General features: G+C 31.4%; 11 protein-coding genes. 3 read left to right on the plus strand and 8 right to left on the minus strand.

Annotated elements, in window-relative coordinates:
• Together AADI82_RS07930 and AADI82_RS07935 are read right to left on the minus strand one after the other, a co-directional pair.
• A partial coding sequence (locus AADI82_RS07930) for a Mur ligase domain-containing protein (RefSeq protein ID WP_341215907.1) occupies positions 1-296 on the minus strand: 296 nt, incomplete at its 3' end.
• Between the two features lie 219 nt (positions 297-515).
• Positions 516-1469, minus strand: a complete 954-nt coding sequence (locus AADI82_RS07935; protein WP_341215908.1) for a tetratricopeptide repeat protein — start codon at positions 1467-1469, stop codon at positions 516-518.
• A 154-nt stretch (positions 1470-1623) separates the two neighbouring features.
• Here AADI82_RS07935 and AADI82_RS07940 point away from each other — a divergent pair, with 154 nt between their 5' ends.
• Positions 1624-7701, plus strand: coding sequence for an MG2 domain-containing protein (locus AADI82_RS07940; protein ID WP_341215909.1), 6078 nt, complete (start codon positions 1624-1626; stop codon positions 7699-7701).
• Positions 7702-7737: 36 nt separating this feature from the next.
• Here the strand turns inward: AADI82_RS07940 and AADI82_RS07945 are convergent, their stop codons facing one another.
• Both AADI82_RS07945 and AADI82_RS07950 read right to left on the minus strand, forming a co-directional pair.
• Complete coding sequence (locus AADI82_RS07945) at positions 7738-8469, minus strand: LytTR family DNA-binding domain-containing protein (RefSeq protein WP_341215910.1); 732 nt, start codon at positions 8467-8469, stop codon at positions 7738-7740.
• Complete coding sequence (locus tag AADI82_RS07950; protein ID WP_341215911.1) at positions 8466-9512, minus strand: histidine kinase; 1047 nt, start codon at positions 9510-9512, stop codon at positions 8466-8468. The genes AADI82_RS07945 and AADI82_RS07950 overlap by 4 nt, the downstream gene beginning before the upstream one ends.
• A gap of 652 nt (positions 9513-10164) precedes the next feature.
• On the opposite strand from AADI82_RS07950, the gene AADI82_RS07955 reads away from it, so the two are divergent.
• Positions 10165-10668: a hypothetical protein gene (locus AADI82_RS07955; protein ID WP_341215912.1), complete on the plus strand. Its 504-nt coding sequence runs from the start codon at positions 10165-10167 to the stop codon at positions 10666-10668.
• A gap of 1 nt (position 10669) precedes the next feature.
• Entirely contained in the window at positions 10670-12112 is a 1443-nt protein-coding gene (locus tag AADI82_RS07960; RefSeq protein ID WP_341215913.1) for a M64 family metallopeptidase, read from the plus strand.
• Between the two features lie 2 nt (positions 12113-12114).
• Here AADI82_RS07960 and AADI82_RS07965 read toward each other — a convergent pair whose 3' ends face one another.
• The 4 genes from AADI82_RS07965 to AADI82_RS07980 all read right to left on the minus strand — a co-directional run bounded on the left by AADI82_RS07965 (position 12115) and on the right by AADI82_RS07980 (position 15711).
• Positions 12115-12636, minus strand: a complete 522-nt coding sequence (locus AADI82_RS07965; RefSeq protein WP_341215914.1) for a DUF4136 domain-containing protein — start codon at positions 12634-12636, stop codon at positions 12115-12117.
• 94 nt (positions 12637-12730) lie between these two features.
• Positions 12731-13441: an ion transporter gene (locus tag AADI82_RS07970; RefSeq protein WP_341215915.1), complete on the minus strand. Its 711-nt coding sequence runs from the start codon at positions 13439-13441 to the stop codon at positions 12731-12733.
• 66 nt (positions 13442-13507) lie between these two features.
• Positions 13508-14506, minus strand: coding sequence for a GTPase ObgE (gene obgE, locus AADI82_RS07975; protein ID WP_341215916.1), 999 nt, complete (start codon positions 14504-14506; stop codon positions 13508-13510).
• A gap of 95 nt (positions 14507-14601) precedes the next feature.
• Positions 14602-15711, minus strand: a complete 1110-nt coding sequence (locus tag AADI82_RS07980; protein WP_341215917.1) for an adenylate kinase — start codon at positions 15709-15711, stop codon at positions 14602-14604.
• Between the last annotated feature and the right edge of the window lie 71 nt (positions 15712-15782).

Here is a 15782-nt window from a genome sequence, read left to right on the forward strand (position 1 = left end):
TGCTCGTATAAAAACTCTGGATAGCTATATATTTTTAAACCTAATTCTTGAGCTTTTAGCAACTCTGGATTATCGGCTTTGGCATGCATGCCTAAAACAATGGCATCTAAATTAGTGGTAATTTTTTCTGGAAACCAACCAAAGGTTTTTGGTAGCAACCCTTTAGTTTCTAATCTTGATTTTGAAGGCTCGAAAATAACATCATCGCTTCCTGTTACATTGTAACCTTTATTATGTAATGCTATGGCTAAATTGTGCATTGCAGAACCACCAATGGCAATAAAATGTACGTTCATTTATGTAGTTTTTGAAGATTTTCAAAGATACTTTTTTGCCACGAATACACGAATGTTTTTTAATTGGAAAATAACTATATTAAACAAAAAAGACCTTTTTTATTGAGACCGAATATTACAAACTATCCTGCGTTAGGGATTGCAGTAGAAATCCTGTTTGCGAGACAGGAGCAAACAGATTGTAACAAAAAGCCCGACCCGCAGGGTAACGCCCAAATACTAAAGCTTTAAAATCCTCTCTTTTTCTTTTTTAAAAGCCTTGATATTTGGTAATTCTGAAATCGCTAAATTTACATGTTTTAAAGCTTTTTCTTTATTTTTTTGATGTTTGTAAATTTGCGCCAACCTATAATATGCCCAAGCTATTGGAACACCATCTTTAGCTGAATAATTTGCTATGTAAGTTTGCAAACATGTTTCGCCTTTTTCAAGCTGCGTGTTATATTCAGCAGCCACTTTTCCTATTTGATAATGCAGCGCATTGCGTTGGTGTTTTTGTTGTGCTGCCTCTATGTTTTTTATGGCTTTTTCAGGTTGCTTTTGATTTTCGTAGAGAGTAGTTAATTTATTGAAACAGGTTAATGATCCACCTTCTGAAATAGCCATTTTATAATATTTTTCGGCTAATTCTGGGTCATCATCATATTCGTAAATATAGCCTTTTGCTAAATAACCATCGACTTTCGAGAGGTTTTCTAACTCTTTTGCAAACCCAAGCGATTTATTTTTGCTGCCACCCAAAATCACTGGCAATTGCATATACAACTCAACTAAAGCCCAACGCGTATCGATATGATTTTTATCTAATTTGGCAGCTTTTAAAAAAGCCTTTTTTACATCGCCAATAATGCCCAAAGCTTTTAATTTATTAACGGACAGGGCTTTCATGCCCAAAGCACCACCATATTTATAATGATAATTGGCATTATTTTGATGTTTGTTTACCAATTTTTTATACTGAATTATAGCATCATCCCATTTTTTTTGATGCCCATAAGCATCTCCTAAAAACTCAATAGCTTTTATATTATTTGGATGTTTCTTAAGATATTCTAAAACGATTTTCTCAGCTTTTACAAATTGTTTTTTTTGGAAAAACGCATTAATATTGTCTAATTCTGTTTGACCAAATAGGAGTACAGGAAAGAGAAATAGGACAATAAGTTTTTTCATAATAATTTAGGTCGAAAATGCAAAGTTAAACTTTCTTAGACAATTACTTTTACTTGAAAAATGGTTAACTTCACTCAACAAACTAAAGTAATTACTAATTTATTGTTTTTTGGAACAACTTTTGAAAGTACATTTAGAGACAAATTCAGCATAAATGAAACGTACACTATCTATATTAATGATTATTCTTTTTTCAAACTTAACTTTAGCTCAAAATCCAGATTATAAAACGTTATGGGACAAAGTTGAAAAACTTGAGGTTGAAGGTTTGCCAAAATCGGCATTAAAAATTGTTGAAGATATTTCAGTGAAAGCTAAAAAAGATAAAAACCATCCGCAGCTTATTAAAACCTTGCTTTTTAAAAGTAAGTTTGCTTTGGTTTTAGAGGAAGATGCGCAGTTAAAAATCATTAATGATTTTAAAAGTGAAATTGAACAGAGCACATTTCCAACAAAAAATATTCTTGAAAATATTTTAGCTAATTTGTATTGGCAATATTTTAATCAACATAGATGGCAGTTTTATAACAGAACAAAAACCGAAGCGAAAGTTGATAGCGTTGACTTTAGAACTTGGGATTTGCAAACCCTTTTTAATGAGATTCATTTGCATTACCAAAAATCTTTGAAAAACGGATTGATGCTTCAGTTAGAGTCATTAAGCAATTACAATGTGCTTTTAAACGAACAAAAAGGTTCTAAAATTTACAGACCGACTTTGTTTGATTTTTTAAGTCATAACGCCTTACAGTTTTATAAAACCAACGAAACACATATTACAAAACCTGCATATAAATTTGAAATTAATAATCCTGATTTGTTAGGTGATGCAAAAACATTTTCAAACTTAAAATTAGCATCAAAAGATTCAACCTCGTTACAATTACACGCATTAAAAATTTATCAAGCATTAACGCAATTTCATTTAAAAGATAAGTCGCCTTTAGCATTAGCCAATGTAAATATAAATCGTTTAAAATTTGTAAATCAGCATGCAACTTTTAATGATAAGCAAAACATTTTATTAGATGCTTTAAAATCAGAAAGCGAGCGGTTAAAAACACACGAAGTTTCAGGTTTATATGATTATGAAATTGCATCAATTTACAACCAACAAAGTTTAGAATATCAACCAAAAGACAAAGAGGAAAATCGCTGGAAAGCAAAAAAAGCTATCGCCATTTGTAATAATGTAATTGCTAATTTTCCAAAAAGTGAAGGCGCAGAAATGTGTGCAACTATAAAGCAATTAATAGAGCAACCTACCCTTCAAATAACTACTGAAAATTTCTTGCCTATTCTTCAAAATGCACGATTATTAATTCGTTATAAAAACTTAAATCAACTTCAGTTTAAAGTTTATAAACTAACTCGAAATCAATTAGAAAAATTCAATAAAACCTATAGAAAAGAAGAGCAGTTAGCTTTTATTAAAACCTTAAAAACTACAACCAATTGGAATAATGCGTTACGTAACGAAAAGGATTACCAAACACATACTACCGAGATTTTACTACCAAAACTTAACAATGGTAGTTATTTAATTTTTGCTTCGCCAGAAAATGACGAAAACACGTTTGCATTTAGCACAATACAAATCACCGATTTAGCTTTAGTAGAAACGGATAAAAATGATTACAAAATCTTCCAAATTATTAATAGAAATAATGGTAACCCTATTAGTGATGCAAAAGTTGAGTTGAGTTTTTATCAAAATAATTCCCGAAGTGCACAAACTGAAAATTACACCACAGATTTACATGGAAAGATAAAAATTAAGAAGTCTAAAAAACGCTATAGAAATGTAAATTTAAAAGTTAAACACAGTAATGATGTTGCCTATTTTGGAGATTATTATATTTATCAAAATTATAGAAATCAGAAAGAAAAAGTAAATTATAAATCTTTTTTATTTACAGATAGAAGTATTTACAGACCTGGGCAAATCATTTATTTTAAAGCCATCGCCATGAAAACTGAAGATAATAAATCTGAAGTTTTAGAAAACGAAAATGTATATGCTATTCTATATAATGTAAATGGCGAAGAGTTAAAAGTATTAAACTTAAAAACTAATGAATTTGGTTCGGTTTCTGGTGAATTTATTTTACCAAACAATGGTTTAAATGGGCAATATCGCATAGAGTTTGGAGCAGGGTCTCGTAAAAACATGGAAAGCAACAGCTACTTTTCAGTTGAAGAATACAAACGCCCAAAGTTTGAAACCAAATTCAATCCAGTAACCGAAACTTATAAAGTTAACGATTCTGTAACAATAAAAGGAAATGCTTTAGCTTATACAGGCAGTAATATTACTGATGCCAAAGTCGTGTATCGTGTACACCGAAAAGTAGAATACCCGCATTGGTATTTTTCGTACCGCCCATGGTTTAACAGCGAACCACAAGAAATTACCCATGGCGAAAGTATAACAAATGATAAAGGTGAATTTGAAATTACTTTTAAAGCACAACCAGACCAGAGCGTTGATAAAAGCAGTCTGCCCATTTTTAAATATGAAGTAACTGCCGATGTTACCGATTTGAATGGCGAAACACGAAGTGCAACCACCGTTGTAAATGTCGGTTATCATGCATTAACAGCAAACATGTCTATTGCTAACCTTTTAGATAAAACTAAAAAAACGCATGCTATTGAGATTGATACCAAAAACTTAAATGGTGAGTTTGTGCCAGCAAAAGGAACGGTTAAAATTTACAAATTATTAGCACCAAATTCGGTTTTAAGACAAAGACCTTGGGCTGCACCAGATTATCAAGATTTTACAAAAGAAGCTTTTAAAAATTTATTTCCACACGATGCCTATAATAATGAGCAAAACTCAAATAATTGGAAAAAAGGCAAGCTAGTTTTTATAGCGTCTTTTAATACCGAAAATTCAAAAAAACTCAATCTTGGCAAGACTAAAAAATGGCAATCTGGTCAATATATCATCACTTTAGAAAGTAAAGATAAGTTTGGACAAATTGTAAAAGATGAAATTAAAACCACGCTTTATAGTGATAAAGATGAAACCTTAGCAGATCATCAATTGTTTAGTATTACAAATGATAAACCTAAATATAGTGCTGGAGATACAGCTATTGTAACTTTGGCTTCAGCAGCGAATAATTTAAACATTACCGTTTCTATTGAAAAGAGTAATAAAGTTATAAAAACACAAATTATTCAACTAAATAACAACAAGAAAACCATCAGCATTCCTATAACAAGTGAAGATGTTGGAGGCTTTTCTGTTACTTATAGTTTTGCTGCTTTTAATAGTTTTCAATCGGGTAGTTTAAATATTATTGTGCCTTACCCTAAAACCGATTTAGATATCGAAACCACAACCTTTAGAGATAAATTGCAACCAGGAACTGATGAAACTTGGAGCTTTAAAATTAAAGGTCCAAAGGGCGATAAAGTAAGTGCAGAATTATTAGCGAGCATGTACGATGCCAGTTTAGACCAATTTAAATCGCACACTTGGAATTTTAACCCTATAAATAATCCAACGTATTATTCGTATAATAATAGCAATGCACGACAAAGTTTTGGCACGCGAAATTTTAGAGTTTATAATGATAGATCACGTAAATATTATCAACATCAAAATTATGACCAATGGAATTGGTTTGGGTTTAGTTTTGGGAACAGGAATAGGTATTTAATGAAATCTTTAAGTGGAAAAGTTTCTGGAATCCAAATAGTTGAAGACCAAATAGAGGTTGAAGAAAGTTTGATACTTAATTCTAAAGCTGACTTAGATGAAGTTGTTGTAGTTGGATATGGTACTCAAGAAAAAAAAGAATCAATTACGGGTGCGTCAATGGAAGAATTGAATAAAGATGAAGAAGAAAAACCAAACTTCAACAACATAAAAATTCGTAAAAACCTCAACGAAACTGCCTTTTTCTTTCCGCATTTAAAAACAGATGAGGATGGCAACGTAAGTTTCAGTTTTACAACACCAGAAGCTTTAACCCAATGGAAGTTGCAATTATTGGCACATACCAAAACTTTAGAAAGTGCAACCAAAACATTAACAGCGGTTACTCAAAAAGAATTGATGGTAATACCAAACGCACCTCGATTTTTACGTGAAGGCGATAACATAACTATTAGCACAAAAATTGCAAACTTAACAGATAAATCACTTTCGGGGCAAGCCGTTTTAATATTAACCGATGCTATTTCAGGAAAAGATATTACCGCAAACTTGCTCAGTTCTTCCCCTTCAGAGAAGCTAGATGGGGCTTCTTCTTTTTCTGTTAAGGCGAAAGGCAACACGCAAGTTTCATGGAGTTTATCTATTCCAGATAATGTGCAGGCTGTTCAATATAAAGTGATTGCCAAATCTGGATATTTTAGCGATGGCGAACAAAATGCAATGCCCGTTTTATCAAATAGAATGTTGGTTACCGAAACACTTCCTATGTGGATTAGAAGTAACCAAACTAAAACATTCACTTTGGATAAGTTGAAAAAGGTGTCTTCAAGTAGCCTTAAACACCATAAGTTGACTTTGGAAATGACTTCCAACCCAGCATGGTATGCAGTACAGGCTCTACCCTATTTAATGGAATATCCTTATGAGTGTAACGAGCAAACATTTTCACGCTATTATGCAAACGCATTAGCGAGTCATATTGCTAATTCTAATCCGAGAATTCAAGATGTTTTCAACCAGTGGCGAAATACCGATGCATTGCTTTCTAACTTAGAAAAAAACGCCGAATTAAAATCAATCTTAATTCAAGAAACACCATGGTTACGTGATGCACAAAGTGAAACGGAACAGAAAAAACGTATTGCTTTATTATTCGATTTGAATAAAATGAATACCGAGTTGCAGTCTGCAAAACGTAAACTGGAGCAAAATCAAATGAACTCTGGTGGATGGTCGTGGTTTAAAGGCGGACGCGAAAACCGTTATATCACACAACACATTATTACTGGTTTTGGACATCTTAAAAAATTGAATGTCACTCAGAGCGACAGCGAAGAATACATGATAAAGAAAGCCATCAATTATTTAGATGCCGAATTTGTAAAAGCATATAATGATATTAGAAAATACGACTCAAAAGTTGACTTAGAGAAAGATCATTTAAGCCACATCCAGTTGCATTACTTATACATGAGAAGCTTTTATCCTGAGATTGCAACCTCTAAAGAAGTTGAAGAAATCACTAAATATTATCAAACACAAATTCAAAAATACTGGCTAAAGCGTTCGTTATATGCTAAAGGATTAATGGCTTTGGTTGTTGATAGAATGGGTGATAAAAAGGCCTCAGCAAAAATTTTAAAATCGTTAAAAGAAAACAGTATTACTAGTGATGAATTAGGTATGTATTGGAAATCAAACACCAACTCTTGGTATTGGTATCAAGCACCAATTGAAACACAAGCCTTATTAATTGAAGCTTTCACCGAAATTGAAAACGACACCAAAACTATTGATAACCTTAAAATCTGGCTACTTAAAAACAAGCAAACAAATCGTTGGAAAACAACCAAAGCAACTACCGAAGCTGTTTATGCTTTACTATTACAAGGAAGTGATTGGTTGAGTGTAACCGATATGATTGATGTGGTTATAGGTGGACAAAAAATAGAGCCTTCAAAATTAGAAGACGTAAATATTGAAGCAGGAACAGGTTATTTTAAAACCTCATGGCATTCTGCCAAAATTAAACCAGAAATGGCAGATGTACAGATTACCAAAAAAGGAGATGGTATTGCTTGGGGAAGTTTGTACTGGCAATATTTTGAAGATTTAGATAAGATTACATCAGCTAAAACACCGCTTAAATTAAGTAAAAAGCTATTCATTAAAAAGAACACAGATACAGGTGAAGAAATTTTTGAAATCACACCAGAAACCAAAGTTCAGATAGGTGATTTAGTTCGGGTTCGTATTGAATTGCGAAGCGATAGAGCTATGGAATTTGTACACATGAAAGATATGCGAGCATCTGGTTTAGAACCTGTAAACATATTGTCGCAATACAAATGGCAAGATGGTTTAGGATATTATGAAAGCACTAAAGATGCAAGTACAAACTTCTTTTTTGATTATTTACCAAAAGGTGTTTACGTATTTGAATACGATTTACGTGTAAACAATGCGGGAAATATGAGTAATGGTATCACAACTATACAGAGTATGTATGCACCAGAGTTTAGTAGCCATAGTGAGGGTGTTAAAATTTTAGTTGATTAAACTTAACGTCACTGTGTTACTCATAATAATATGCTACTAAAAACTTAATTGCTCCTTAAAAATATAGGATTGTCTTCTGGAGATTTCAATTTCTTCTCCAGAATTCATTTCTATTTTCAATTTACCATTAAACCAAGACACCACTTTTTTTACGTGATTAATATTTATTATTTGTTGCCTATTTGCTCTAAAAAACACATCATTGGGTAACTTCTCCTCAATTTGCGCTAGTGATTTATAAATAAGTGGTTTATTGCTTTCAAAAAAAACTCTGGTGTAATTTCCAACAATTTCAAACAAAGAAATGTCGTGAATTTTCACCAGCCAACATTTTTCACCATCTTTAATAAAGATTTGTTTATCTATACTTAAAGTGTCCTCATTTTTAGATTCTAATGGCTCATTATTATTAAATCTTTCAAAGACTTTTTCAATACTTTTCGAAAACCTTTTTTGGTTTATTGGTTTCAACAAATAATCAAAAGCATTATATTCAAAAGACTTAATCGCATACTCATCAAAAGCCGTTGTAAAAATAGTAGTAGGTACCTCATCTAACATTTCTAATAACTCAAATCCATCTTTTTCAGGCATATTAATATCTAAAAACAATAAATCTGGTTTTGTATTATTAATCAGCTTAAAGCCTTCATCAACATTTTCAGCTTCACCTAAAAGTTCAATTTCTTTATGTGTTTTTATTAGCTCTTTTAATTCATTACGAGCTAAACGCGAATCTTCAACAATAACAGCTTTTAATGTTATCATACCAGTGGGATTTTAATAGTAGCAACAACTTGGTTTTCTACTTCATTTAAATTAAATGTGGCTTTTTCTCCGTAAAGTAATTCCAGTCGCTTTTTAATGTTTTGCAAACCTAATTGTGTGGTGTTTTTACTGCTTTGTAATGTTCCAGAATTTATTACTTCAATTTGTAATAAATCATTTTTAACCTTGGTAGATAAAATTACTTTCCCTCCTAGTTTCAAATTAGAAATCCCATGTTTAATAGCATTTTCAACAAGCATCTGAATAATCATTGGAGGAATTTGTTTATTTAATGATGTTTCATCTATATATGTTTCAAATTGCAAACGATTTTCAAATTGAATTTTAGAAATTTCAATATAGTTTTCAACCATTTCCAATTCATCTTCTAAGGCTATGGAATTAACGTTGCTTTTGGTTAACGAATAGCGTAGGGTTTCAGATAAATTAGTAAGCATGTTTCTTGCCCTATCTACATCTTCAAGCATTAAACCGCGAATATTGTTTAAACTGTTAAACATAAAATGCGGATTAATCTGTCCTTTTAAGGTGTTTAATTGCGATTCTTTTAAGTTGGCTTGTAATTCGGCATTCTTAATTTTTTCAGCCTTTACTTCCCTGTACAAATTCATAAAAGACCAGATTAAATACCAAACTATCCAAACAAACCAATTGTAAATATTGGTTGGTACTTTGCCATATTCAGTGGCTTCTTTACCTTGAATAGATATATAAACAACGTCTATCACTGACCACAAAATTAAATTAAAAAAAATGGAAGCAACAACCAAAAGCCCTAAAAACTTTAATATTTTTAAGGCTAAAGTCTCATCTTTTTTAACAAACTTGTCTATACAAAATTGAATACCTGCTGTTAAAAGAACTACTAATGTAAACCAAATTAATCCTTCTAAGATAATATACGAAAGCTCTAATCTTCCTGTTTTTACAGAAGATTGATATTTCATGATGTAAGAAGGAAGCAGTGTAATAATCCAAACTAAATAATTTGGCAATGCCTTTTTAGAAAATAAATATTTCATTCTTATTTTAATATGGAATAAATTATCAAACTTACAATTTAATATTAAAAATTATTTGTCTTAATTTAAATTTTACCATGATGATTACTTTTTTAACCTAAGGCTACTTGAATGATTAATTCTACTAAGGCTTTTACTAAATTGATCATATTACTGTTCGTTTTTTAATTGATGATGTAAATATATGCTTGAAGTTATACTTAAAAACTTGAAATATGATGAGTGGTTATTTGACTATGATAAGCGGAAAATAAAAACTTACAATCGTTAGATTATCCATTTCTGTTCAACAGGATTATACAAATGACTTATTTTTAATTTATTATCTTTAAATACTAACTAATAAATACATTATTATGAATTCAAAAGTTTTTATGGTCATAAGAATACTTCTTGGAGTTTTTGTTTTGTTTTTTGGTCTCAACAAATTAGTTCCAGGGGGTTTAATTGATTAGATCCTGGAGGTATTGCAGGAGCAGTTGTATTATTGATTTTAAACATTATAGTTATTATGACTATATAGACAAATATACAAGTTTGCTCAGTTAATATAATTCATAAAAAAAGAGGCTTTAAAGCCTCTTTTTGTTTAAGTTATTTAATTAGTAAATTTACATAATAAAAATACCTTTCATATTTCATAAATAAAGTCATGATGATTTACCCCAAAATCATAAACCGCTTAATTATTGTTTTAATACTTTTTTGTATTACTGCTTGTGCCTCAAGAAAAAATCTTTCACAAGAAAATAAAATTCTTGAATCTAATCCACAACTACTTTTTTTAAATTATACGATTTCTATAAATAATGCGGGTAAAAAAAAGATTCACTTTATTAATAAAAAAATTGCTGATGGCAAATTAAAAAGCAATAGTAGTAAGTATATAAAAACTGGAAATATTAACGATTTAAAATGTATACAACTTGATGAAAAATCAAAAGAAATTGAAAGTATTTTAATAAAAAACCCATTAGTTAAAACCGTTGAATTTGTTAACGATTCTCTTATATTTGAAAAAAAAGTTTTAAACTTGAATAGCGCACCACTTTCTTTAAGAATTCAATTAAACAGCAAAACTAAGTCTATAGTAATAAGCGAAATAGTTGATACACTACAAAATAGCAAACCACTTATTACCACAAGAATTTATTAATATGCGATATAAATTACTCATATTATTTTTAGTTTTAAATTATCACTTTGGTCAATGCCAAATTTTTGATAAAGAGACCATAAAAAATTCTGGTGATAATGATAAACGAATAAACTTGGTTATTTTGAGTGATGGCTACCAAACTAGCGAGTTAAACGACTTTAAAACTGATGCTATAAGTTTTGTAAATGATATGTTTAGTCAATCTCCTTTTTCTGAATATACTGACTATTTTAATGTGCATATTGTGAAAGTGCCATCTACCGAAAGTGGAGCAGACCACCCTGGGACTAGTATTAACCCATTTGAGTCACCAAGTAGTCCTATTACCCCAATACATTCCGTAAACACTTACTTTAATTCAACATTTGATTCCTATGGGTATCACAGGCTACTTTACTATGAAATAGATGGCAATAGTGCCAACGGCACGCATGCAAAAATAACCTCAGTTTTAGCAGATAATTTCCCAACATACGATCAAACATTAATTCTTGTAAACTCTGATGTTTACGGTGGTAGTGGAGGTGAATTTCCTATGGCTTCGCAAGGTGTTGAAAACGGAATTAGCGCTACTGAGGTTGCCATCCATGAATTAGGACATTCTTTTGCTAATTTAAAAGATGAATATTTTCCTCTTGATGAAATTTACTTTGAAGAAGGCATTAATATGACTCAAGTATCAAGCCCTAGTTTAATCAAGTGGAAAAATTGGCTAGGCGAAAATCAAACAGGTATTTATCAATATAATACTTCTGGGTTTGCTGCTAATTGGTACAGACCGCATCAAAGCTGTAAAATGCGTTATTTAGGGTACCCGTTTTGCTCCGTTTGCAAAGAAGGAATTATTGAAAAAATTCATAGCTTAATATCCCCTATTGATTCTTATTTACCAGTTTCAAATACAATTAACACCTCAACATATCCTATCAATTTTCAATTAAATTTAATAAAACCTATCCCAAATACTTTAAAAAGCACTTGGACTTTAAACGCTACAAATTTTAAAAATGATGTGGATGCTCTTTCTATTATCGAAACCGATTTGAATGCTGGAACTAACGATTTAACCGTTGTGGTACACGATGATTCGCACATGCTAAAAATCGACAACCACGAAACCACCCATGTTTATACTGTAACTTGGACCATTACAAAATCTGCCTTAGGTATTGATGATATTACTAGCGAGGAAAACAATTTTAATATATCCTTATTCCCTAACCCTACTAACAATATTTTAAACTTAAAAGTTGAAAGTAAAAATACCGTAAACTTAAAAGTTGATATTATTAGTTTAGACGGAAAAAAGATAAAATCAACAAAAATCTCTAATTACGAAAACAATGAAGTTGATATTAGCCATTTAAGCCAAGGTCTTTATTTGGCAAATTTCTATTCAAATCATATACTTATTACAAGTAAACGGTTTGTAAAAAACTAGAGTTATTGTTTTGGTGGATAATTTACTAATACTTTATCTATAATGGCATTTAAACGTGCTTCTCTATTTTCTGGCGATGCGTTAGGAGTATAACTAGATTCGCTAACGGCTTGCCAAAAAAGTCCTTTACCATTTTCATCAACAAAATCGATAGTAATTTGACGATTAACACCAGCTTGCCCAACAGGAATTCCAATAGATACACCACCACCAACATTTCGTCCGCCGCCACCTAAACCAACACCAACGGTATTACGTTGTGCTGATTGAAATTCGCTACTCTTAATATCGATGAAAAAGTCTGGTTTTTCCGCTAAACTAAATCCTTTAGCTTTCATTTTTGTATCTAAAGCATCCAGAAAACGTTTAGTATCTAAATCGCTTAAACCAGTTTTCATGTCTGCATAATAATTATAGGTTTTGTATTTAGAAAAGTCTGTGCTCTTATCAAAATCATAATTAACACGAATAGGTGCGCAGGAAACAATTAGCAACGTTAAAACGAGGATTTTAAAAAATTTCATAATAATAATTTTTATTAAAAATAATCAAAAATTATTCCACACAGTCTAACTTAAAAGAGTTTAACATTACAACTTACTAAAAAGCAATATGTTTTTATTTTTCTTCTTTAGAATCAATAGACTTTGTTAAAGCTGAAGAAATAATACCTGTTGGTATGGCAACAATACCCAATCCAATCATAAGAATAAAAAAAGTAAATACCTTTCCTCCTACTGTAATGGGGTAAACATCACCATAACCAACTGTTGTAAGCGTAATAATAGCCCACCATAAGCTATCAAATATAGATGTAAAATGTTCGGGTTGTGCTTCGTTTTCAAAATAGTAAATCCCTACGGCAGAAAAATATATTAAAATGAGTGTGATAAATATGAATAGAAAAATTTCTTCTTTAGCTGATTTTATTGCCCTTGTAAAATGATTCATGGCTCGGTTATAACGCACCAATTTTAAAATTCTAAATAAGCGCAAAAAACGTAATGCTCTTAATGAACGTAAATCGACACCAAAAGACAAATAAAATGGTAAAATAGCGAGTAAATCTATAACACCAAAAAAACTAAACACAAACTTAGGTTTACTATCTGCTACATAAATTCTTAATAGGTATTCTAAAGTGAATACAATAACACTAAACCATTCGATGGATTGAAGAATAGTTCTTGTTTGAGGCTTTAAGTTGGGAATAGTTTCAATGGAAAAAGTGATAACCGATAAAAGAATAAGTGCTTGAATAAAAAAAGCAAAATATCTACTTAGTTTATTATCATTAATCTCTACGATACTTTTAATGTGTTTCTTCACCTAAAAATCTTTCGCCTAATTTCAGAAAAACAAATCAATTTAAAAAATTTGAAGCTTATTCAAAAATTAATCGTTCAACATTTTCCAAAGCATATCTTTAAGCTGTGTAATACCCTGTTGTGCCACAGACGATATAAACAAATACGGAATTGGAAGCTCGTTATCTAACTCTGTTTTAAGTTCTGCTTTTAATTCAGCATCAAGCATATCACTTTTAGATATTGCTATAATACGCTCTTTATCCAGCATTTCTGGGTTGTATCTGCGTAACTCATCCAAAAGAATGTCGTATTGTTTTTTAATATCATCAGCATCAGCTGGAATTAAAAATAATAAAATCGAGTTACGTTCTATATGCCGCAAAAAGTAATGCCCAAGTCCCTTTCCTTCGGCAGCACCTTCAATGATTCCAGGAATATCTGCCATTACGAAAGTTTGAAAATCGCGATACTCCACAATACCCAAGTTGGGTTTTAAAGTCGTAAACTCGTAATCAGCAATTTTAGGTTTTGCTGAGGTAACAACTGATAACAACGTTGATTTTCCTGCATTTGGGAAACCTACTAAACCAACATCGGCAAGTATTTTTAACTCTAAAGTAATATGTTTTTCTTCTAACGGAAGTCCTGGTTGTGCATACCGAGGCGTTTGATTTGTTGACGATTTAAAATGCCAATTTCCTAATCCGCCTTTTCCGCCTTCTGCAATAATTTTTTCTTCGCCTTGTTCGGTGATTTCAAAAATAATTTCGTTTGTTTCGGTATCTCTTACTACGGTTCCTAAGGGTACATCAACATACATATCTTCACCATCGGCACCAGAACTTCGACTTTTACTTCCGTGTTCACCATGACCTGCCCTAATATGTTTTTTAAATTTTAAAGGTAAAAGTGTCCAAAGGTTAGAATTTCCTCTAAGAATAACATGACCGCCTCGACCACCATCTCCACCATCTGGACCACCTTTAGTTATGTATTTCTCGCGATGCAAATGCGCAGAGCCTTTGCCTCCGTTTCCAGAAGACACATACATTTTTACGTAGTCAACAAAATTTCCTTCGGTCATTCTAATGTTTATTTGTTAATTGGTGGATTCGTTTATTCGATTCTAAATCATTAAGCTTTAATCTTTCAAATTAACAGATAAACGAATAAATGTCTCTATAATTTATCTATAACAGCACTCAATCTTACCGTAATATCTTCAATACTACCAACACCATCTACTCCAAAATATTTATTTTGTGCCGAGTAGTAATCTTTTAATATAGCCGTTTTATTGTAGTATTCTGTAATTCTATTCCTAATAATAGATTCATCTGCATCATCTGCTCTACCGCTTGTTTTTCCTCTTTCAAGTAAACGTTGTACTAAAACCTCATCATCAACTTCTAAAGCAATCATTGCATTTATTTGCGAATCTTTGCTATCCATTAATTTATCTAAAGCTTCGGCTTGTGCATCAGTTCTTGGAAACCCATCAAATATAAACCCATTAGCGTCAGCATTTTTTTCAACCTCAGCTTCCAACATATCAATAGTAACTTGGTCGGGAACTAGTTCGCCTTTATCCATGTAAGATTTAGCCAACATCCCTAAAGCAGTTTCATTTTTAATGTTAAATCTAAAAACATCGCCTGTAGAAATATGTACCAAATTATATTTCTCTTTTAAAAATTCTGCTTGCGTTCCTTTTCCTGCTCCTGGAGGGCCAAATAGTACTAAATTTGTCATGTGTTGTGTTTCTTTTATTTGATATACTTCAGGTATGTCTCTTCCCAATCCATCATAGTCAAGTCCGTAGCCCACTATAAATTTATTAGGTATTTCTATACCAACATAATGTAGTTTATAATCTTTTTTATAGGCCTCAGGTTTATAGAATAATGTAGCAATTTTAAGTGCTTTTACATTTTCGTTTTTAAAAATACGGTGTACTTCGGCTAAGGTATTTCCTGTATCTATAATATCTTCTAAAATAACAACAGTTCGTCCAGACAGATCTTGTGTTAAACCTATTAAACGCTGAATATCTTCAGTCGATTTAACACCCTCGTACGATGCTAATTTTATAAACGTAACCTCGCAGGGTTTTGGGTATTTTTTTACAAAATCGCTTACTACCATAAACGAACCATTTAAAATCCCCACAAATACTGGAATTTCATCTCCAATATCGTTCGAAATTTCATTAACTAAACGTGCAATAGCATTGTCTATTTCTTTAGCAGAAATAAATGGTTTAAAATATTTATCGTGTAGTTTTATCACGGTTATTTTATTTTGAAAGGTGCAAAGATAATCAATAGATTACCGATTACCGATTTTTTGATTTAGGAATT

The organism is uncultured Wocania sp., from assembly GCF_964021735.1.
Lineage (GTDB): Bacteria > Bacteroidota > Bacteroidia > Flavobacteriales > Flavobacteriaceae > Wocania_A.

Bases quoted from the DNA above. Each gene is read 5' to 3' on its own strand.
- AADI82_RS07955 (WP_341215912.1), top strand. From the start codon at position 10,165: ATGATGATTTACCCCAAAATCATAAACCGCTTAATTATTGTTTTAATA.
- AADI82_RS07945 (WP_341215910.1), bottom strand. From the start codon at position 8,469: ATGATAACATTAAAAGCTGTTATTGTTGAAGATTCGCGTTTAGCTCGT.
- AADI82_RS07940 (WP_341215909.1), top strand. From the start codon at position 1,624: ATGAAACGTACACTATCTATATTAATGATTATTCTTTTTTCAAACTTA.
- AADI82_RS07965 (WP_341215914.1), bottom strand. From the start codon at position 12,636: ATGAAATTTTTTAAAATCCTCGTTTTAACGTTGCTAATTGTTTCCTGC.
- AADI82_RS07935 (WP_341215908.1), bottom strand. From the start codon at position 1,469: ATGAAAAAACTTATTGTCCTATTTCTCTTTCCTGTACTCCTATTTGGT.
- AADI82_RS07950 (WP_341215911.1), bottom strand. From the start codon at position 9,512: ATGAAATATTTATTTTCTAAAAAGGCATTGCCAAATTATTTAGTTTGG.
- obgE (WP_341215916.1), bottom strand. From the start codon at position 14,506: ATGACCGAAGGAAATTTTGTTGACTACGTAAAAATGTATGTGTCTTCT.
- AADI82_RS07960 (WP_341215913.1), top strand. From the start codon at position 10,670: ATGCGATATAAATTACTCATATTATTTTTAGTTTTAAATTATCACTTT.